This window comes from Roseomonas sp. CAU 1739 (genome assembly GCF_039839775.1).
Lineage (GTDB): Bacteria > Pseudomonadota > Alphaproteobacteria > Acetobacterales > Acetobacteraceae > Neoroseomonas.
In genome coordinates this window covers 58,901-78,087 of record NZ_JBDOQQ010000007.1, presented here as the reverse complement: position 1 = coordinate 78,087, position 19,187 = coordinate 58,901, and the positions used below count along the sequence as shown (strand labels likewise).

General features: G+C 70.4%; 15 protein-coding genes. 9 read left to right on the top strand and 6 right to left on the bottom strand.

What is annotated here, in order from left to right; translation table 11 throughout:
- Nucleotide 1: 1 nt before the first annotated feature.
- The gene (gene gltX, locus AAFN86_RS13325; RefSeq protein ID WP_347543829.1) at nucleotides 2–1,396 is read right to left on the bottom strand and encodes a glutamate--tRNA ligase; all 1,395 of its coding nucleotides are present in this window, start codon (nucleotides 1,394–1,396) and stop codon (nucleotides 2–4) included.
- 204 nt (nucleotides 1,397–1,600) lie between these two features.
- Here gltX and AAFN86_RS13320 point away from each other — a divergent pair, with 204 nt between their 5' ends.
- A complete protein-coding gene (locus tag AAFN86_RS13320; protein WP_347543828.1) occupies nucleotides 1,601–3,784 on the top strand; it encodes a ComEC/Rec2 family competence protein in 2,184 nt (727 codons plus the stop codon).
- Between the two features lie 45 nt (nucleotides 3,785–3,829).
- Here AAFN86_RS13320 and AAFN86_RS13315 read toward each other — a convergent pair whose 3' ends face one another.
- Nucleotides 3,830–6,880 (bottom strand): calcium-binding protein, encoded by a 3,051-nt coding sequence (locus AAFN86_RS13315; RefSeq protein WP_347543827.1) that lies wholly within the window; start codon nucleotides 6,878–6,880, stop codon nucleotides 3,830–3,832.
- A 119-nt stretch (nucleotides 6,881–6,999) separates the two neighbouring features.
- Complete coding sequence (gene lexA / locus AAFN86_RS13310) at nucleotides 7,000–7,722, bottom strand: transcriptional repressor LexA (RefSeq protein ID WP_347543826.1); 723 nt, start codon at nucleotides 7,720–7,722, stop codon at nucleotides 7,000–7,002.
- A 180-nt stretch (nucleotides 7,723–7,902) separates the two neighbouring features.
- Between lexA and AAFN86_RS13305 the strand changes: the two genes are divergently transcribed.
- Entirely contained in the window at nucleotides 7,903–8,745 is an 843-nt protein-coding gene (locus tag AAFN86_RS13305) for a hypothetical protein (RefSeq protein ID WP_347543825.1), read from the top strand.
- 47 nt (nucleotides 8,746–8,792) lie between these two features.
- Here AAFN86_RS13305 and AAFN86_RS13300 read toward each other — a convergent pair whose 3' ends face one another.
- The gene (locus AAFN86_RS13300) at nucleotides 8,793–8,993 is read right to left on the bottom strand and encodes a hypothetical protein (protein WP_347543824.1); all 201 of its coding nucleotides are present in this window, start codon (nucleotides 8,991–8,993) and stop codon (nucleotides 8,793–8,795) included.
- 200 nt (nucleotides 8,994–9,193) lie between these two features.
- On the opposite strand from AAFN86_RS13300, the gene rpsD reads away from it, so the two are divergent.
- The 7 genes from rpsD (at nucleotide 9,194) to AAFN86_RS13265 (ending at nucleotide 15,932) form a co-directional block, all read left to right on the top strand.
- Entirely contained in the window at nucleotides 9,194–9,811 is a 618-nt protein-coding gene (gene rpsD, locus AAFN86_RS13295; RefSeq protein ID WP_347543823.1) for a 30S ribosomal protein S4, read from the top strand.
- 164 nt (nucleotides 9,812–9,975) lie between these two features.
- Nucleotides 9,976–10,623 carry a class I SAM-dependent methyltransferase gene (locus tag AAFN86_RS13290; RefSeq protein ID WP_347543822.1) on the top strand — a complete coding sequence of 216 codons (648 nt, stop codon included), beginning with the start codon at nucleotides 9,976–9,978 and terminating at the stop codon, nucleotides 10,621–10,623.
- A 501-nt stretch (nucleotides 10,624–11,124) separates the two neighbouring features.
- Nucleotides 11,125–11,646: a cysteine dioxygenase family protein gene (locus AAFN86_RS13285; protein WP_347543821.1), complete on the top strand. Its 522-nt coding sequence runs from the start codon at nucleotides 11,125–11,127 to the stop codon at nucleotides 11,644–11,646.
- 279 nt (nucleotides 11,647–11,925) lie between these two features.
- Nucleotides 11,926–12,816 (top strand): DMT family transporter, encoded by an 891-nt coding sequence (locus AAFN86_RS13280; protein WP_347543820.1) that lies wholly within the window; start codon nucleotides 11,926–11,928, stop codon nucleotides 12,814–12,816.
- Entirely contained in the window at nucleotides 12,813–14,111 is a 1,299-nt protein-coding gene (locus tag AAFN86_RS13275) for an FAD-binding oxidoreductase (RefSeq protein ID WP_347543819.1), read from the top strand. The genes AAFN86_RS13280 and AAFN86_RS13275 overlap by 4 nt, the downstream gene beginning before the upstream one ends.
- Nucleotides 14,104–14,955: a hypothetical protein gene (locus AAFN86_RS13270; RefSeq protein WP_347543818.1), complete on the top strand. Its 852-nt coding sequence runs from the start codon at nucleotides 14,104–14,106 to the stop codon at nucleotides 14,953–14,955. Before AAFN86_RS13275 ends, AAFN86_RS13270 begins: the two co-directional genes overlap by 8 nt.
- A gap of 5 nt (nucleotides 14,956–14,960) precedes the next feature.
- Entirely contained in the window at nucleotides 14,961–15,932 is a 972-nt protein-coding gene (locus AAFN86_RS13265) for a hypothetical protein (RefSeq protein WP_347543817.1), read from the top strand.
- Nucleotides 15,933–16,287: 355 nt separating this feature from the next.
- Here AAFN86_RS13265 and cysN read toward each other — a convergent pair whose 3' ends face one another.
- Together cysN and cysD are read right to left on the bottom strand one after the other, a co-directional pair.
- Nucleotides 16,288–18,153, bottom strand: coding sequence for a sulfate adenylyltransferase subunit CysN (gene cysN, locus AAFN86_RS13260; RefSeq protein ID WP_347543816.1), 1,866 nt, complete (start codon nucleotides 18,151–18,153; stop codon nucleotides 16,288–16,290).
- Between the two features lies 1 nt (nucleotide 18,154).
- Entirely contained in the window at nucleotides 18,155–19,129 is a 975-nt protein-coding gene (gene cysD / locus AAFN86_RS13255; protein WP_347543815.1) for a sulfate adenylyltransferase subunit CysD, read from the bottom strand.
- Nucleotides 19,130–19,187: the final 58 nt, after the last annotated feature.

The following is a 19,187-nucleotide window of genomic DNA, read 5'->3' as shown; positions in this document are numbered from 1 at the left end:
CTCACGCCGCCGCCGCGTTGATCCTGAGCAGGCTCTCATCCCGTCCCAGCGCCCACAGGACCGAATTGATCGGCGGGCTGGTCGTGCTGCCCGACAGCGCGGCGCGCAGCGGCTGGGCCACCTGGCCCAACTTCACGCCCTTCACCTCGGCATAGTCGCGCAGCCACTGCTCCAGATCCGCCTTCTCCCACGGCGCGTCGGACAGGAACTCCGCCAGGTCCGCGAGCCGCGCCTTGGCCTCCGGCGTCAGCAGCGCGAGCGCCTTCGCCTCCATCGGCGGCGGGCCTTCATGCACGGCGAAGGCGGACGCCCCGGCCAGTTCCTCCAGCGTGCGGGACCGTTCCTTCAGGTCCGGCATCAGAATCTCCACCCGCTCCGCGCCATCCGTGCCGAACAGCACGCCGCGCTGGGCCAGGATGGTCAGCACCTCCTTCGCCAGCCGCGCATCGTCGGCCTGGCGCAGATAGACGCCGTTGAGATGCGTGAGCTTCGCATAGTCCATGCGCGACGCGGAACGACCGACATCCTTGATGTCGAACAGCGCGACCGCGCGGTCGTGGGGGACGATCTCCTCGTCGCCATGGCCCCAGCCGAGGCGCAGCAGGTAGTTGTTCACGGCTTCCGGCAGATACCCCTGGTCGCGGAAATCCAGCACCGAGACCGCGCCATGCCGCTTCGACAATTTCGCCCCGTCGGCGCCGTGGATCAGCGGGATATGCGCGAAATACGGCCGGTGCCAGCCCATCGCGTCATAGACCATGCATTGGCGGAAAGTGTTGGTCAGGTGGTCGTCGCCACGGATGACGTGGGTGATCGCCATGTCGTGGTCGTCCACCACCACCGCATGCAGATAGGTCGGCGTGCCGTCCGACCGCAGGATGATCATGTCGTCCAGCTCGGCATTGCCGACGCGGACCTCGCCCTGCACCAAATCCTTCACCACGGTTTCGCCTTCCAGCGGCGCCTTGATGCGGATGACGTAGGGCTTGCCCTCCTGCTCCGGGCCGGGCTCGCGGTCGCGCCAGCGACGGTCATAGCGCGGCGGGCGGCCCTCGGCCGTGGCGCGCTCGCGCATCTCGGCCAGTTCCTCGGGCGTCGCCCAGCAGCGATAGGCCTTGCCCATGGCCAGCAGGGCGCGGGCGATCTCGGCATGGCGTGCCTCGCGCGCCGCCTGGAACACCGGTGCCTCATCCGGTGACAGGCCGAGCCAGGCGAGGCTTTCGAGGATCTGGTCCACCGCCGCCTGGGTGGAGCGTTCCTTGTCCGTGTCCTCGATGCGCAGCAGGTAGGCGCCGCCGTGGTGGCGGGCGAAGAGGTAGTTGAACAGCGCGGTGCGCGCCCCGCCGATATGCAGGTATCCGGTGGGGGAGGGGGCGAAGCGGGTGCGGACGGTCATGTCACCTGGGCTCGGACGCGAAGGCGCCCCTTAGACCAGATCGGCCCGCCGGGGTGAACCCGTGGCGGTGCAAACCACTCCCGCGCCGGGGATGGCGGGCGTAGGATGAACTCATAAGTTGTGGAACTCGCCCCTGTTTAACGCCTTCGCGCGCATATCGTCGGGCCTGGCGCCGATCGTGCCTGACTGGACCCAGTCAGCCACGTGAAGATCCTCGCGCATATGGATGGCCAGGGCGGCCTGCGTGAGCGCGGTCGAGCGCAGGCCGCCCTGGCCATGAATCGGCTGCGCCGGCTGGCCGCCGCCGCCGGGGTGTTGCTGGCCGGTGAACGCGGCCGGCTCACCCCCTGGCTGGCGGTGGCGATGGGGGCGGGGGTACTCGTCTATTTCGCGCTGCGGGAGGAGCCGTCCGGCTGGACCCTGGCGCTGTCCCCGGCGCTGATCCTGCTGGCGATGCTGGTGGCCCGACGGGCGCCCCATGCGGGTTGGGTGATCGGCCTGGCGGGGGCGGGCGCCCTCGGCTTTTCGGCCGCCGCCTGGCACGCCGCGCAGGCGCCACCGCTGGCCACGCCGCCCGTCCGGGCGGTGATCGTGACCGGCATCGTTCAGGATGTGGACCTGCTGCCGGAGGGCCGCCGCCTGACCCTCGCCGAGGTCCGGTTCGCGCCCGACGATCCCATCCAGCCGCGAAGCATCCGCCTGCGCCTGCGCGCCAACGACCCGGCGCGGCCGGAACCCGGGGACCGCGTCAGCGTCCGCGCCCTGGTCCGCCCCCCCTCCGCCCCGGCCTTTCCCGGCGCCTGGGATTTCCAGCGCTCGGCCTTCTTCGCCGGGCAGGGTGGGTCGGGCTTCGCCATCGGCCCGTCCGAGGTCACCCCCGCCGCCGGCAGCGGTCGCCCGCTGTCGGGCCTGCGGACGACGCTGGAAGGGCGCGTCGCCGCGGTGGTGCCCGGTGCCGCGGGGGCCGTCGCCGCTGCGCTGCTGACCGGCGGGCAGAGTGCCATCCCGCGTCCCGACCTCGCCGCCATGCGCGATTCCGGCCTCGCCCACCTGCTGTCGGTGTCCGGCCTGCATATCGCCATCGTGATGGGCGTGACTTTCTGGGTGGTGCGGCTGCTGATCGCCTGCTGGCGCTGGCTGGCGCTGCGGGTGGACGGCAAGGCGTGGGCCGGCGTTGCCGCCCTGGTCGCCGGCGGCTTCTACATGCTGCTGACCGGGTCGCAGGTGCCGATGCAGCGGTCCTTCGCCACCGCCGTGCTGGTGACGCTGGCGCTGCTGACCGGGCGGCAGGCGGTGTCGATGCGCAGCCTCGCCCTGGCAGCGGCGGCGGTCATGCTGCTGTCGCCCGATGCGTTGCTCGGCCCGTCCTTCCAGATGTCGTTCGCCGCGGTACTCGCGCTGATCGCGGGGTGGGAGGCGCTGAAGGGCCCGATGGCGCGGCTGCGCGGCGATGGCACCTGGTGGCGCCAGGGCATGGTCTTCGCGGTGGGGCTGGTCGGCACATCGGTGCTGGCCGGTCTCGCCACGGCGCCCTTCGGGCTCGCGCATTTCGGCCGGCTGCAATGGTATGGCGTGGCGGCGAACGCGGTGGCGGTGCCGCTCACCTCGGTGCTGGTCATGCCGGCCGGGATGGTCGCCGCCGCACTGATGCCGTTCGGACTGGAAGGCCCGGCACTGACGGTGATGGGCTGGGGCTGCGAGGCCGTGCTGATGGTAGCGCGAGAGGTCGCCTCCTGGCCCGGTGCCGCGCAGACGGCGCGGCCCATCCCGTCCTGGGGCCTCGCCTGCACCGGTTTCGGCCTGGTCTGGCTGTGCCTGTGGCGGCTGCGCTGGCGCTGGCTCGGCGTGCCGCTGCTGGCGCTCGGGCTGGCCAGCCCGGCGCTGCACCGGCCGCCGGACCTGTTCGTCTCGGGCGATGCGCGGCTGGTCGGCGTGGTGGCCGGCGGGCAGATGTGGCTGCAGCGGCAATCGGGGGCTTCCGCCCTGACCCGTGAATCCTGGCTGCGCGCCCATGGATTGCGGGAGGCGCAAGCGCTGCCGCCGCAGGGCGGGGTGGCCGGTGGGGCGGTGGCCTGCACGCCCGGCGCCTGCCTGCTGCGCCCGCTGCCCGATGGGCCGGAGGCGCTGCTGCTGCGCGGCGGCGCGGCGGACGACGCCTGCGGCCGCGTCGCCCTTGTCGTCTCAGCCGAGCCGCTGCGTGGGCGATGTGCGGGCAGCCAAGTGATCGACCGCTTCAGTGTCTGGCGTAACGGCCCGCATGCCGCCTGGTTCCAGGCAGATGGCGTGCGCGTGATGTCGGACCGCGCCTGGCGCGGCGCGCGGCCCTGGGTGCCGCCCCCGCCCGTGCCGCGCGGGCAGGACGCATTGCCCCCCGCACCGATCGAATAGGCCGCGCGGCCTTGCCCAGCCCGGCGGGGCGCGCGCGTGCCGCGGCTACGGGATGAACCAGCCGCCGACGGCCGCGGTGCTCGACTGGAGCAGGATGGCGAAGTCCGCCGTGCCGTTGCCATCCACATCGCCCGCGGCAAGATAGAAATTGCCCCCCAGCGATTCCACCCGCAGATCGCCTGCCGCGCCGCCCGGCGTGAAGGCCGCGCCGCGATAGGTGAAGCCCTGGTCGCCGGCGAGGTTCGCATTGGCATCGATCAGGCTGAGATCGATCCGGTCGCCCTCGGTCACGAAGTTGAAGTCGGTGATGACATCGGGCGTCGCCACCGTGCTGTCGGCCACGGTCAGGAAGCGGAACCGGTCGGCGGCACCGCCGCCGGTCAGGAAATCCTGCCCCGTGCCGCCGATCAGGAAATCGACCCCGCCGCCGCCATCGATGGTGTCGCTGCCCGCGCCGCCATTGAGGATGTTGCCCGCCGCATTGCCGATGAGGGTGTTGGCGAGGCCGTTGCCGGTGCCGTTGGTGGCGGTGCCGGTCAGCACCAGGGTCTCGATGTTCGCGGCGAGGACGAAGGCGCCGCTCGACGATTGCACGGTGTCGATGCCCTGGTTCAGCGCCTCGACCACCACATCCCCGGTGGTGACGACATACAGGTCGTCGTTCAGGCCGCCGACCAGCCGGTCGATGCCGGCCCCGCCATCGAGCGTGTCGTTGCCGGCGAGGCCGCTCAGCGTATCGGCCCCGCTGCTGCCGGTCATGGCATTGGCCAGCGTATTGCCGATGAAATTATGCGCGATGGTGGTGGTCGCGACGATGTTCTCGACATTGACGGCGAGGGTGCGCGCGGCGAGGCCGGTCAGCACGGTGTCGATGCCCTGGTTCGCCAGTTCCACCGTGGTGTCGAGCGCGGCATCGACGATGTAGGTGTCGTTGTCGGCGCCGCCGACCATGCGGTCGTTGCCGGTGCCGCCATCGAGCGTGTCGGCGCCGGCGCGGCCCTCGATGGTGTCGTTGCCCTCCGCGCCATCGAGGATATTGGCCAGCGCGCTGCCGCGCAGGATGTCGCCCGCCGTGCTGCCGATGGCGTGCTCGAAGCCGATGATGGTGTCGATCGCGCCGCCGTAGTCGGTCGCGCGCAGGGTGACCAGGTCAACGGTGACGCCCTGCACGGGCAGCCGGTCCCCGGCCTCGTTCGCCGTGAACTGCGTGCCGTCGGGCGAGAAGCCCAGCGAGTAGGAGACGGTGTCCTCGCCCAGGCCCGCATTGACGAAATCCGCGCCGCCCGCCGGGCCGATCAGGTTGCCCGCGGTGCTGCCGTAGATGCTGTCGTCGCCGAAACTGGCGGAGACACCTTCGAAGCCGATGATGGTGTCGACGGCGCCGCCCGTGTCGCGCGCGCGGCCGGTCGCGAGGTTGACCGACACGCCGCCGACATCGGTGCCGCCATAGCCGACGATGTCGAAGCCGAGGCCGGCATTGATGCTGTCGGCGCCCTCCGACGGGTTGAACCACTCGCTGTTGGCGGTGCCGATCACGGTGTCGGCGAAATTGCCGAACAGGCTGACGCCGCGGATGTTGTTCAGCGTGTCGATGCCGCCGCGCCCGTCATTGGCGGTGCCGGTGCCGAGGTTGATCGACAGCCCCACCGTCTGGTCGGCGTAGTCGGCGAGCACGAACTGGCCGCCGATGCCCACCAGCGTGTCGTTGCCGCCGCCGCCGCGCAGCAGGCTTGTCGTACGGCCAAGCTGCGCCACGCCGGTCAGCCGGTCGGCGAAGTTGCTGCCGATGACGTTCTCGATCGAGATCAGCTTGTCGGTGCCGCCTTCGCCATCCGACGCGGTGCCGCTGGTCAGGTTGACCGTCACGCCGGCGGTGGCGTTCTGGTATTCGGCATGGTCGCTGCCAAGGCCGCCATCCAGCGTGTCGTCGCCCCCGCGTCCGCGGAAGCGGTTCGTCTCCGCGCCGCCCAGCATCGAATCGGCCAGCGCGGTGCCGGTGATGCGCTCGATGCTGATCAGCGTGTCGGTGCCGCCCCAGGCGTCGGTGGCCACGCCGGTCACCAGGTTGACGACGACGCCCTGTGTGCCCGCCGGGACATTGCCGGCGGTGAACTGAAAGCCGACGCGGTCCTGGCCGCTGCCGCCATCGATCGTGTCGTTGCCGTTGAAGGCGTAGAAGTTCTCGTCGATGCCCGACCCGGTCAGCGTGTCGTTGCCTGTGGTGCCCCAGATCTCCTCGATGCTGGTGAGCGTATCGGTGCCGCCCTCGCCATCCTGGGCGCGGCCGATCGCGAGGTTCACGCTGACCGCGCCGGTCGCCTGGCTGTAGTCGGCGATGTCGAAGCCGTCGCGGCCGTCGAGGTAGTCGTTGCCGCCGCGGCCGCGGAAGCGGTCGATCTCGGCGCTGCCCAGCAGCGTGTCGCCGAGGATCGAGCCGCGCACGGCGTAGAAATTGGAGATGGTGTCGATTCCGCCGAGCCCATCCGTCGCGCGCCCGAGCGTGAGGTCGACCGACACGCCCGAGGTGACGGCCGAACTGCGGTAGTCGAGGAACAGCGAGGTGTTCGGCGCCGCCGTGCCGGTGAGGATGTCGTTGCCGCCATTGCCGCGGACATTGAAGCCCAGCACCGTGTTGACCGAGGCGATGGTGATGGTGTCGTCGGCCGAGGAGCCGTTGATCTGCTCGAAATTGGTGAAGGTGTCGTTGCCCTGCGTCAACACCAGCGGCGCGGGCGCGGAGGTCCCGGTATTGACGCCGCCGACATTGGTAACCGTGACGGACACGCCGCCGGCCGTGCTGTCGGAATTGAAACTGACCAGGTCGAAGCCGGCGCCGCCATCCATGACGTCGTTGCCGGCGCCGCCATACAGTTCGTCATCGCCGGCATCGCCGAACAGGTAGTCATCGTCGTTGCCGCCGAACAGGCTGTCCCCGCCATTACCGCCGCGCAGCGTGTCGAGCCCGCTGCCGCCGGAGATGTAGTCGTTGCCGTCGAGGGCGATGACGCTGTCATTGCCCCCTGTCGTCAGCGGCCCGAAGGAGGAAGTCGTGGTGGTGACCGTGTCGTTGCCGTTGGTGCCGGTGATGATGGCCATGGGACCGAACCTCCGCGTTTCGCGGACATCATTCCCCAATCGTCACGGTGTGCGCCACGACGCGTCCGGCGCATGAATGTTTTGTAATGCTATCTATGCGTGTGGAAGGAAGCGCGGCGTCAATATCGCCGCAGCAGCCCCACCAGCCGGCCCTGCACCCGCACCCGGTCCGGCCCGAAGATGCGCGTTTCATGCCGCGGGTTGGCCGGTTCCAGGGCGATCGAATTGCCGCGCCGGCGGATGCGCTTCAGCGTCACCTCGTTCTCATCCACCAGCGCGACCACGATGGACCCGTTCTCGGCCGTCTCGGCGCGATGGATGATGACCGTGTCGCCATCGAGGATGCCGGCATCGATCATGGAATCGCCGGCGACCTCCAGCGCGTAGTGGTCGCCGCTGCCGATCAGCGCGGCGGGAACGTCCACGCTCGCACCATTGTCTCGCAGCGCCTCGATCGGCAGGCCGGCGGCGATGCGACCGTAAAGCGGCAGGGTGACCGGTGCGCTCTCATGCGTCTCGACCGCCGGGCGGGCCGGCGGTTGGGCGCCGAACGGGCCGCGGATGACATTGGGGCCGAGCGGCGCCTCGGGCGCCTTGGGCGCCGTGCGGCTGGGGCGCGGGGCGAGGTTCTCGGGCAGGCGGATCACTTCGAGCGCGCGGGCGCGATGGGCGCGGCGGCGCAGGAAGCCGCGTTCCTCCAGGGCAGTGATCAGCCTGTGGATACCTGACTTCGACTTGAGGTTCAGCGCCCCCTTCATTTCTTCGAAGGAGGGGGAGAAGCCTGTCTCGCGCAGGTGGCGGTCGATGAACATGAGCAGCTCGTGCTGCTTGCGCGTGAGCATTCCTGCTCTCCTCCTGGCGCCGGGCCGTGCGACTCGGTCGGAACAAATGGGCAACGTCAGCGTTGTTCTATTTAGGTTCCGGAGTCACAGTCAATTGCTTTCGCTTGTGGATGACTCTGTGGATGGATCCGGCGGCCACGGCCTCGCCTCCGGCCGCGGCGGCTGGCAATGATGCCCGCCATGGCCCCATGCGACCTGTCCGTCCTGATCGCGGCCCACCGCCTGCGCGGCGAGGTGCCCGTCGCCGTCGCCTCGGTGTTCGCGCGTGCCGCGGGGGCCGTGGTGGAGGTGGTGGTCGCCTCCGATGACGGCACCGACTATGCCGAGGTGCTGCCGCCGGATCCGCGCCTGCGCTTCGCCCCGATCGGCCCGGTGGCGAGCGGTGCCCATGCCGCGCGCAACCGGGCGCTGGCCTTGGCCCGCGGCGCCCATGTGCTGATGCTCGATGGCGACGACGCGCTGGAAGGTCCGGTGGATGCCATCGCCCGCGCCCTTGGCGCGATCGGCACCGCCGGCGCCATCCTGGTGCCGACCATTGTGCGCGATGCGGCAGGCGAGGCGATGCGGCGCATCCCGGCCCTGGGCACGCAGCGCTTCGGCTTCGGCGACTGGGCCTCGGCCTTCACCTCGCTGCATCTGTTGACACGGCGGGACCTGGCGCCGCCATTCCTGCCATTCCGGCTGATCGACGACGTGATGTTCGACCTGTCGGTGCTGGCGGCCGTGGGCGGGGCGGTGCCGGTCGCCGACGGGCTCGCCTATCGCTACCAATTGCGTGCCGGCCAGGCGACCGACACGCAAGGCGGCCGCTTCGATGCGGAATATGCGCGCGCGCTCGGCCTGATCGCCGCGGATGGTGCGGGGTTCGGCCGCCATGCCGGGGATGCGGCGGCCGTCCTTCGGCGATGGCGGGCGATGAACCGCCTGGCCGGCGGCGGCGGGTCGCGGCCCGGCCTTGGTGACTACCACCGGACCGTGGCCGCCTACCTCGCCGGCGCATGGCCGGCTGGACGGCGATGCTAAAGCGTGATGACCGCAGGTGCGAATGCACCGAAGGTCTGAATCACGCCCTAAAGCTGGCGAGCGAGCTTGCGCGCCAGCAGCAGCCCGATCCCGCCCCCGGCCGGTGCCGCGGGCAGTGCCAGCGCCCAGCCGGCATGGTTGCCGGCCAGCACCAGCGCCAGCCCGGCATACAACAGCAGCCCGCCGACCAGGCTGCCGACCACGCCCGCCGTCAGGCCGAGCACGAGGATGTCCGAACGCGATACCATGGCGCAGCGTGGTGGCGCGGCCGGCGGTGTTTGACAAGCCCCGCCCAGGCACCTAAGGGACCGCCACCTTCCGGGAACGTGGACGGACCTTCGGGGTCCGCGCCCGCCGCCGCCCAATCGGGGCGGGGGCCTACCGGGACAACAGCCCCTCGGGGCACAGCGAAGAAGGCCCGACCGTCTAACGCGGCGGGACGCAGCGCATGACCAAGCGCGCCGAATCCAAGTACAAGATCAATCGCCGCCTCGGCGTCAACCTGTGGGGCCGCGCCAAGTCCCCGATCGCCAAGCGCGAATACGGCCCCGGCCAGCACGGCCAGCGCCGCAAGCAGAAGCCGACCGACTTCGGCGTGCAGCTGATGGCGAAGCAGAAGCTCAAGGGCTACTATGGCAACATCGGCGAGAAGCAGTTCCGCAAGTACTACGAGGAAGCCGTGCGCCGGAAGGGCGACACCTCGGAGAACCTGATCGAGCTGCTGGAGCGTCGCCTCGACGCGGTGATCTACCGCATGAAGCTGGCGGTCACGCCGTTCGCCGCGCGCCAGTTCGTCAACCACGGCCACATCACCGTGAACGGCAAGCGCGTGAACATCCCCTCCTACCTGGTCAAGGACGGCGACCAGATCGAGGTGAAGGAAAAGTCGAAGCAGCTGGTGGCCGTGCTCGACGCCGCGCAGTCCGCCGAGCGCGACGTGCCGGAATATGTCGAGATCGACCACCGTGCGATGCGCGGCAAGTTCCTGCGCGCGCCGAAGCTGTCCGACGTGCCTTATCCGGTCCAGATGGAACCGAACCTGGTCGTCGAATTCTACAGCCGCTGATCCGGCTTCGGCCGGCCAGCCGCCGGCCGACCCACGTTGCACGCGCGCCGAGGCATCCGCCTCGGCGCGCGTTGCGTTTGCGGGACGGGTAGCCAGCCACCATCCCGGGTGGCAAAGATGCGCCGCTGGGCTTCCATCACGAAAACGACAGGCGGTATCCGCTGATGCAGGCCGTATCCGAGAACGAGGCGACCGGCGCGCCGCAGTTCACCGTGGATTGGTTCAGCCGGTCCATTCCGGCCTGGAAGCACCTGTTCCCGCGGGTCATGCCGCGGCCTGCGCGAATCCTCGAGATCGGCGCCTTCGAAGGCCGCTCCACCTGCTTCATGCTCGAACACATCCTGCCGGCGGATCTCGACGGGGAAATCCACTGCGTCGACACCTGGGAAGGCGGCGTGGAACATGGCGGCATCGCGATGAATGCCGTGTTCGACCGCTTCCGCGCCAATGTCGGCGCCACCGTGAAGCGGTTTCCCCGGCACAAGGTCATCCTGCACCGCAACCTCTCGTCGCTCGCACTGCGCGCCCTGCATGCCAAGGGCCATGGCGGCACCTTCGACTTCGTCTATGTCGATGGCTCCCACCAGGCGGCCGACGTGCTCGAGGACTTGGTGCTGTCCTTTCCGCTGCTGCGCAACGGCGGGCTGATGATCTGCGACGACTACATCTGGCAGCGCCAGCGCCCGGGAGAGGAGGACATCCTCGACACTCCCAAACTGGCGATCGACGCCTTCACCAACATCTTCCGCCGGCGCATCCGCTTCATCGACTGGCCCTCGACCTACCAGGCCGCCTTCCTCAAGACCGTCTGACACCGACGGCGGCTCGCTGCCCTGCTCGACCAGCCCGGGGCCCGGCGCGGCGGCCATGCCCCTCCGGCGTCGCCCCGGTCGCGCGTTGTATGGCTGGTGATACCCACGGCACGCGTTCCGGGTTCGTGCCGGGGCCTTGCATGCGCCCTGACTGTCCTCCGGCAACACGCCCCTCGCATGCCTCCGGCACGACGCCGAGGCCGCGCATGCCTTCGGCATGATCCGTCCAATGCCACGCACAGGCGGACGCCAGCGGCTGTCGGCATGACGCCGCCGGCCGCGCCGGGACGCGGTGCCCGTGTGCGCGCCCGGATCGCGGGGCCGTCCCGGCCTGCGGGCGAAGGGCTCCGGTCGCCATTCGCGGCCATCTCCGCTTCGGGGAGGATCATCTCTCATTGTTCGTGTGAGGGGATTGGATTTTCGTGATGAAAACCAATTGCAGAAAACTTCTCTCTCCTGATAACGTCCGACGTCGTCATCTTGCTCATCGGGATTCCACCCATGAACGTCATTGCCGGGCGCAGCGCCCTCCTCGCCATGGCCGATGGCATTTCTGCCGCGCTGCATGCGGTCCAGGGTGACCCTTCCGCCGCCGTGGCCGAGGTGCTGGGCCAGTTCGCCGTCGATCCCCTGCTGCTGCTCGGCCGCGACTGCCCCGGCCGCGCCGAGACCTATGTGCGGCATTTGCTGCACGAGGATGCCGAAGACGGCTGGGCGGTCGCCGCCCTGGTCTGGCGTCCCGGACAGATGTCCCCGGTGCATGCGCACAACGCCTGGTGCGCCGTCGGCGTCCATCGCGGCGTGCTGACCGAGACCTTCTACGAAGCGCCCGCGCAGGATGGCGCGCCGCCGTCGCTGTCCGGCATCGCCCTGCGCCGGCCCGGCGATGTCACCTTCGGGCCCGCGCGTGCCGATGCGATCCATCGCCTGGCCAATCTCGGCACCGAGACGGCGATCTCCATCCATGCCTATGGGCTGCCCTACGGGCGCTTCTGCACTGACCTCAACCGTCTCTTTGGCTGACGGCAGGCGCTGACGCTTCGGCTGGCGCAGGCCCCGCCCCGGCGCGATTCCCAGGCGAAGACGCCCGCCTTGCCATGGCTGGCGCGGCCGCGCAGCCCCGGGCAGATCGCTTGGGCCGCCGCTCCCTTTGCCATCGTGCCGGATCCGTGCGTGCGACGTCGCGCCGCCCGCGGTCGCCGACTGCAGGCGGGCCGGTGGCGGCCGGGTGGCCGCTGGCATGACTGATCCGCGCCGGCACGCCGTATCGCACCGCAACGTGACGGTGCAGTCTGGACGGCAATGAATCCCAGGATCCTGCTTGGCCTCGCCTTCGGCATCGCCTGTTCCATCATCTGGGGCGGGCATGCCGTGGTCGCACGACCGGCCTTGGCCGGGCAGGGGTTCCACCCGCTCGACCTCGCCGCCTTCCGATACGGCCCGGCGGCGTTGCTGCTGGCGCCGCTGGCGTGGCGCGCGCGGGCGGCGCTGTCGCGCATCGGGTTGGGGCGGTTGCTGGTCCTGGCCTGCTTCGGCGGCGCGCCGAACCTGCTGCTGTTCGTCTGCGCGCTGCTCTATGCGCCGGCCTCCCATGGCGGGACCATCGCGCCGATGATCATGCCGGTCGCCGGTGCGCTGCTCGCCATCCCGATGATCGGCGAATGGCCGAGCCGTGGCCGCGCGATCACGCTCGCCGTCATGGGCGCGGGCGTGCTGATGATCGGCTGGGATGGCGTGACGGGCACCTATCCGGGGGCCTGGCGCGGCGACATCCTGCTGGTCCTGGCTGGCACGACCTGGTCGATCTTCACCCTGCTGCTGCGCCGCTGGCAGGTGCCGGCCATCCCGGCGACGGCCGCGGTGACCATGATCTCGGCTGCGGCGGTGCTGCCGGTCTGGCTGCCCTGGCGGGGGGCGGCCGTGCTCGACCTGCCGGCGGGGCCGCTGCTGGTGCAGTTCCTCGCCCAGGGTATCGCCCTCGGGGCGCTGGCGATGTTCTTGTATGCGCGCTCGGTGGAGTTGCTCGGGCCGACGCGTGCGGCCACCCTGTCCATCATGGTGCCCGTGACCGCGCTGCTGCTCGCCGGCCTTCTGCTGGGTGAGCCGATCTCCCTGCTGCAGGCGCTCGGCGCGTCGCTGGCGGCGGGCGGCATGTTGGCCGCCGTGCTGTTCACCGGCAGGAAGACCGCATGACCATGCCGATGCCGGCGAGCCTGTGGGCGGCAACCGCACCGCCGGCGCCGTCCGCGACGCCGCTGGCCGGTGCGGCGCGCACCGCCGTCGCCGTGGTCGGCGGCGGCTTCACTGGCCTGTCGGCGGCGCTGCACCTCGCCGAGGCCGGCGTGCCCGTGACGCTACTGGAAGCCGCCGCGATCGGCTGGGGCGCTTCCGGCCGCAACAACGGCCAGGTCATCCCCACCCTGTCGCGCATCGACCCCGACGAGATCGTCGCCGCCGTCGCCCCCGAACATGGCGGGCGCGACAAGGGCGAGCAGCTGGTCGGCCTGATCCGCGACAGCGCCAGCTTCACCTTCGACCTGATCCGCCGCCACGGCATCGAGGCGGAGGCGGTGCAGAATGGCTGGATCCAGCCGGCCCACCGTGCCTCGCGCCTCCGGCTGTCCGAAGCGCGGGCCGACCAATGGGGCCGCCGCGGCGCCCCGGTGCGGCTGTATTCTCGCGCCGAGATGGCTGCGCTGACCGGCACCGACCACTGGCATGGCGGCTGGGGCAATCCGACCGGCGGGCGGATCAATCCGCTCGGCCTGGCGCGCGGCATGGCGGCGGCGGCGATCGGCGCGGGCGCGGTGATCCACACCGACAGCGCCGTGCGGGCCATCCGCCCCGGCCCTGGCGGCTGGCTGCTCGACACCGCGCGCGGCACGCTCACGGCCGACCGCGTCGTTGTGGCCACCCAGGCCTATACCGACGATGTCTGGCCGGGGCTGAAACGCACCATCGTTCCGGTGCGCTCCTACCAGATGGCGACCTCGGTGCTGTCGGACAACATCCGCCGCACCATCCTGCCGGAAGGCCATGCGCTGTCCGATACGCGGGGCGACCTGTATTTCTACCGCTTCGACGCGAATGGCCGGCTGGTCACGGGTGGCGGGCTGATCGTCCCGTTCGGCTGGGATGGCCGGATCCGCGCGCGCATCGCCGAACGCGTCCGCCGCGTCTTCCCGCAGATTGGTGAGTTGCGCTTCGACTACACCTGGTGGGGCTATATCGCCGCGACGGCCGACCGCATGCCGCATGTCTACGAATTGGCCCCCGGCGTGCTGGGCTGGACCGGCTGCAATGGCCGCGGCGTCGCGCTCGGCGTCGCGCTGGGGCACGAATTGGCGCGGGCCAGCAACGGCACGCCCCTGCGCGACATCGCCGCCCCGGTCGAGACGCGGCTGCGCAGCATCGCCGGCCACGCCTTCCGCAGCCTCGGCATTGCCTGGAATGTCGCGAAGGCGCGGCGGCTGGATGCGCGTGACTGACGTCGCCCTCGCCACCTCCATCCCGCCTGCCATGCGCCGGCCCGGGCCTGGCGGGCAGGATGCCGGTCCCGCCTGGCGCGCCGCCTGCGCGGCATCCTGGCCGGCACCGGGCTGGCGCATCCTGACCGTCAATCCGGCCGAGGAACTCGCCGCGCTGGCCGACCTGCCGCCGGGCATCGAGGCCATACCCGCCGCGCCCGGCGTCGCCGAGGCCTTCGGCCGGCCCGGCACCTGGGTGTGGGATGCGCTCGGCCAGGCCATCGCGACGGGCGCGCCGGTGGTCGGCATCGTCAACGCCGATATCCTGTTCGACCTCGATGACGCCCGCCGCGCCGCGCTGCTGGACCGCGCCCGGACGCGCATGGTCGCCTGCAACCGGATGGATGTCGGCCATCCGGCGCAGGATAGCGGCCCCTTCTATCGCTACGGCTACGACCTGGTGCTGATGCCGCGCGACGTCGCGCTGCGCATCGACATGCGCGGCTTCGCCCTTGGCGTGCCGTGGTGGGACTACTGGATCCTGCTCGATGCCCTGCTGGGCGCCATGCCGGTCGAGGTGGTGCAGACCCCCGGCCTGCGCCACCTCGCGCACAAGGCCGCCTGGCAGCGCCCGGCCTGGCTCGCGGCCCTGCGCGGGTTGATGGGGCATATCGCGCCGCGCCGGGCGGCGCTCACCGGCCTGCGCATGGGCATCATCGCCGAGGCGACGGCGGACCTGCTCATGGCCGTGGCGACGGCGCCCGAGGAAGGCTATCCCCTCGCGGACCTCGCCGAGACCGCCGGCACCCGCTTCGGCATCGAGGTCGTGCGCCTGGCCGAACGCCACGCCTGGACATTGGATTAGGGCTGATGGACGTGGTCACCTGGCGCCGGCGCTTCGTGCACGACATGCTGTTCAGCATCGAGGGCAGCGGCTGGCATCCGCCTGAACTGCGCGACGCCGTCGGCTATCGCTGGTCCGGCCCGGGGCATTTCTCGGTGCTGCGCGTGCCGCTGGCCGAGGACACCGCCGGGCGGGGGGAGGCGCATCTCGCCCTGGTCGATCCCGAACCGATCCCCGAGGTCGCGATCTTCCTCAATGGCCATCGCCTTGCCGTCACGCCGCGCCGTCTCGGCGCCATGGCGGTGCTCGACTTCGCCTGGGACGCCGCGGCGATGGCCGGGGAGGGGCGCGCCGAATTCTGGTTCCACGCCGCGACGCTGCAGCACCTGCCCGCACCGATGCAGGGCATGCGCGGCGTCGGCTTCCGCCTGTCATCGCTGGTGCTGGAATTACGCCCGGATGGTCCCGCGCCCGCGGCGGAAGCGCTGGCCCTGATAGCCGGCCGGCGCGTTCTGGATGACCGCCTGCCGGTGACGCCCGGGCGCGCGCGGATGGCTTTCCTGTCGGATGGCGCGGCACGGATGCTGGACATGCGGCTGGAGGCCGCGCGCCTTGGTCCGACAGCGAAGCCGCACCTGGCCTGCGCGCTGCGGGCCGAGGCGGAGGCGCTGGATCTTGCGCTGGCCGCGCCCGGCGTGCCGGCGCTGCGAGCGGAGATGTCGGAGGCCGGCGACCTGCGCCTGCCGGATGGGCTGACGCCGCGCGACGGGTTGCTGTTCGCGCGTCTGCTGGCCGCGCTGCCGGGTGCCTATGCGGCCTGGCTGGATGAGGCGATGGTCCGCGCCGCCCCGGATGCGGCGCTTCTCGCGGCCTGGCGCCGGAGCCTCGCCCGGCTGGCCATGGCCGCGCAGGGTAGCCTTGCCGCGGCGCTGGCCGACGGACCGGATCCCTTCGCCGTGGACCCCGCCACGCCCTTCGCCTGGCCGGGGGGGGACTGACGGCAGCGCCGCCTTCGGATCGCGGCGATGCCGCGATCCGGGAGCGCACAGCGCGACCAGGCCATCAGCGGTCGCCAACGCAACAGCCCAGGGCGCGCGAGCCAACCACGCGCATGCGTGCGCCGGCGCTTGATCCATCAGGGACTTCAGCAACCCATGCCCTGGGCTGCTGAGAGCATCGCCACCTTCGGATCGCGGCGATGCCGCGATCCGGGAGCGCACAGCGCGACCGCGCCCAGACCATCAACCGTCGCCAACGCGACAGCCCACGGCGCGCAAGCCAAGCACGCGCATGCGTGCGCCGGCGCTTGAGGACCATGAAAACGCCAGCAGCCCATGTCACGGGCTGCCGGGTTCAGCAGGCGACGCCGCGCGCGCGCAACTGCACCAGCACGTCCTCGGCACATTCCTCGGCGGTGCGGCCCGGGGTGGCGACCAGCAGTTCCGGCTGCTCCGGCGCCTCATAGGGGCTGTCGATGCCGGTGAAGTTCTTGATCTGCCCGGCCTGCGCCTTGGCATACAGCCCCTTCGGGTCGCGCGCGATGCAGGCCTCGATCGGTGTGTCGACGAACACCTCGACGAATTCGCCTTCGCCCAGCAGCCCGCGCACCATCTGCCGTTCTGCCCGGAAGGGCGAGATGAACGACGCCAGCACGATCATCCCCGCATCGACGAACAGCTTGGAGACCTCGCCGACGCGGCGGATGTTCTCGACGCGGTCCTCGGCGGTGAAGCCAAGGTCGCGGCACAGCCCGTGGCGGATGTTGTCGCCGTCCAGGCTGTAGGTCTGCCGCCCGGCGCGGTGCAGCGCTTGCTCGACGATGTTGGCGATGGTGGACTTGCCCGACCCCGACAGGCCGGTGAACCACAGCACCATCGGCTTGTTGCCAACCAGCGCCGCGCGCGCCGCCTTGTCCACCGTGAAGTGCTCATGGTGGATGTTCGACGCGCGGCGCAGCGGGAAGGCCACCATGCCCGCGCCGGCGGTGCGGTTGGTGAAGCGGTCGACCAGGATGAACGCGCCGGTGGTGCGGTTTTCCTCATAGGGGTCAATCGGGATCGGCTGCCCGGCGGAGAAGTTGCAGAAGCCGATCTCGTTGAGCGAGAGCCGCCGCGCGGCATGTTCCTCAAGCGTGTTCACATCCACCCGATGGCGGATCGAGGTGACCGAGCACGGCGTCCAGACATTGCCGATGCGCATGAGGTAGGAGCGCCCGGGCAGCATCGCCTCCTCATCCATCCACAGCAGGTGGCCGGCGAACTGGTCGGCGACCTCGGGGCGGTCGGCGGTGTGGACCAGTATGTCGCCGCGCGCGACATCGACCTCGTCCTCCAGCGTGATCGTCACGGCCTGGCCGGCCTCGGCGACGGCAAGGTCGCCATCGGCGGTGACGATGCGCGCGACGCGCGATGTCCGCCCCGACGCCGCGACCACCACCGCATCGCCCGGCGCCACGCGGCCGCTGGCGATCGTGCCCGCGAAGCCGCGGAAGTCGAGGTTCGGCCGGTTCACCCACTGCACCGGGAAGCGGAACGGGCGCACGGCCAGATCCTGCGCGACATCCACCTGCTCCAGGTGCTCGATCAGCGTCGGGCCGTGATACCAGGGCATGTTGCCCGACCGGGTCGAGACATTGTCGCCGAAGCGCGCGCTGATCGGGATCGGCACGATGGAGCGGAAGCCGAGCTCCGCCGCGAAGGTGACGTAGTCGCCGACGATGCGGTCGAAGGTGTCCTGGCTGAAGTTCACCAGGTCGATCTTGTTGACCGCCACGACGATGTCGCGGATGCCCAGCAGCGAGCAGATGTAGGAATGGCGGCGGGTCTGCGTCAGCACGCCCTTGCGCGCATCGATCAGGATGACGGCGAGCGAGGCGCCCGAGGCACCCGTCGCCATGTTGCGCGTGTATTGTTCATGGCCCGGCGTGTCGGCGACGATGAAGGCGCGCCCCGGCGTCTGGAAGAAGCGATACGCGACGTCGATGGTGATGCCCTGCTGGCGTTCCGCCTCCAGCCCATCGACCAGCAGCGCGAGGTCGATATCGTCGCCGGTGGTGCCGTGCTTGCGGCTGTCCTTGGTGATGGCAGCGAGCGTGTCCTCGAAGATTAGCTGGCTGTCGTACAGCAGCCGGCCGATCAGCGTGGACTTGCCGTCATCGACGGAACCGCAGGTTAGGAAGCGGAGAAGCTCGCGGTTTCCGGGCGCGCGGTGATGCGTCATCTCAGAAATACCCCTCGCGCTTCTTCTTCTCCATCGAGGCTTCCTCGTCGGAATCGATCAGGCGGCCCTGGCGTTCGGATGTCTTGGCGGCGCGCATCTCGGTGATGATGTCGGGCAGCGTCGCGGCGGTGCTTTCCACGGCGCCGGACAGCGGATAGCAGCCGAGGGTGCGGAAGCGCACCATGCGCATCTCCGGCGTCTCGCCGGGCTCGAGCGGCAGGCGGTCGTCATCGACCATGATCCAGGTGCCCGCGCGCTTCACCACCGGCCGCATCTTGGCGAAATACAGCGGCACCATCGGCAGGTCCTCGGCGAGGATGTAGTCCCACACGTCATACTCGGTCCAGTTGGACAGCGGGAAGACGCGGATGCTCTCGCCGTCGCGGATGCGCGTGTTGAACAGCGACCACAGTTCCGGCCGCTGCGCGCGCGGGTCCCACGAATGCCCCTGCCCGCGGAAGGAGAAGATGCGTTCCTTCGCGCGCGACTTCTCCTCGTCGCGCCGCGCGCCGCCGAAGGCCGCGTCGAAGCCGTGCCTGTCGAGCGCCTGCTTCAATGCCTCGGTCTTCATCACCTGCGTGTGCAGCGCAGAACCGGAGGCGATCGGATTGATGCCGCGCGCGATGCCGTCGGGGTTGGTGTGGACCAGCAATTCCATCCCCACCTTCTTCGCCATCATGTCGCGGAAGGCGATCATCTCGCGGAACTTCCAGGTGGTATCGACATGCAGCAGCGGAAATGGCGGCTTGCCCGGCGCGAAGGCCTTCAGCGCCAGGTGCAGCATCACGCCGGAATCCTTGCCGATGCTGTAGAGCATCACCGGCTTGCGGAAGGACGCCGCGACCTCGCGGATGATCCCGATCGATTCCGCTTCCAGCCGGGCCAGATGCGGCGTCAGCGGGGCTTTCCTGGAGGTGCTCTGCACGTGACCCTCGACATGATGGCAGCGCGGCGAATTGCGTGTGCAGCGCAGCATCGCCTCTTCCCATGGTGAACCGTTCCGCGCAAGTTTCCCGCCGCTTATGCAGGAGCCG

Bases quoted from the DNA above. Each gene is read 5' to 3' on its own strand.
- gltX (WP_347543829.1), bottom strand. From the start codon at position 1,396: ATGACCGTCCGCACCCGCTTCGCCCCCTCCCCCACCGGATACCTGCAT.
- AAFN86_RS13315 (WP_347543827.1), bottom strand. From the start codon at position 6,880: ATGGCCATCATCACCGGCACCAACGGCAACGACACGGTCACCACCACG.
- lexA (WP_347543826.1), bottom strand. From the start codon at position 7,722: ATGCTCACGCGCAAGCAGCACGAGCTGCTCATGTTCATCGACCGCCAC.
- AAFN86_RS13305 (WP_347543825.1), top strand. From the start codon at position 7,903: ATGGCCCCATGCGACCTGTCCGTCCTGATCGCGGCCCACCGCCTGCGC.
- AAFN86_RS13300 (WP_347543824.1), bottom strand. From the start codon at position 8,993: ATGGTATCGCGTTCGGACATCCTCGTGCTCGGCCTGACGGCGGGCGTG.
- rpsD (WP_347543823.1), top strand. From the start codon at position 9,194: ATGACCAAGCGCGCCGAATCCAAGTACAAGATCAATCGCCGCCTCGGC.
- AAFN86_RS13290 (WP_347543822.1), top strand. From the start codon at position 9,976: ATGCAGGCCGTATCCGAGAACGAGGCGACCGGCGCGCCGCAGTTCACC.
- AAFN86_RS13285 (WP_347543821.1), top strand. From the start codon at position 11,125: ATGAACGTCATTGCCGGGCGCAGCGCCCTCCTCGCCATGGCCGATGGC.
- AAFN86_RS13280 (WP_347543820.1), top strand. From the start codon at position 11,926: ATGAATCCCAGGATCCTGCTTGGCCTCGCCTTCGGCATCGCCTGTTCC.
- AAFN86_RS13275 (WP_347543819.1), top strand. From the start codon at position 12,813: ATGACCATGCCGATGCCGGCGAGCCTGTGGGCGGCAACCGCACCGCCG.
- AAFN86_RS13265 (WP_347543817.1), top strand. From the start codon at position 14,961: ATGGACGTGGTCACCTGGCGCCGGCGCTTCGTGCACGACATGCTGTTC.
- cysN (WP_347543816.1), bottom strand. From the start codon at position 18,153: ATGACGCATCACCGCGCGCCCGGAAACCGCGAGCTTCTCCGCTTCCTA.
- cysD (WP_347543815.1), bottom strand. From the start codon at position 19,129: ATGCTGCGCTGCACACGCAATTCGCCGCGCTGCCATCATGTCGAGGGT.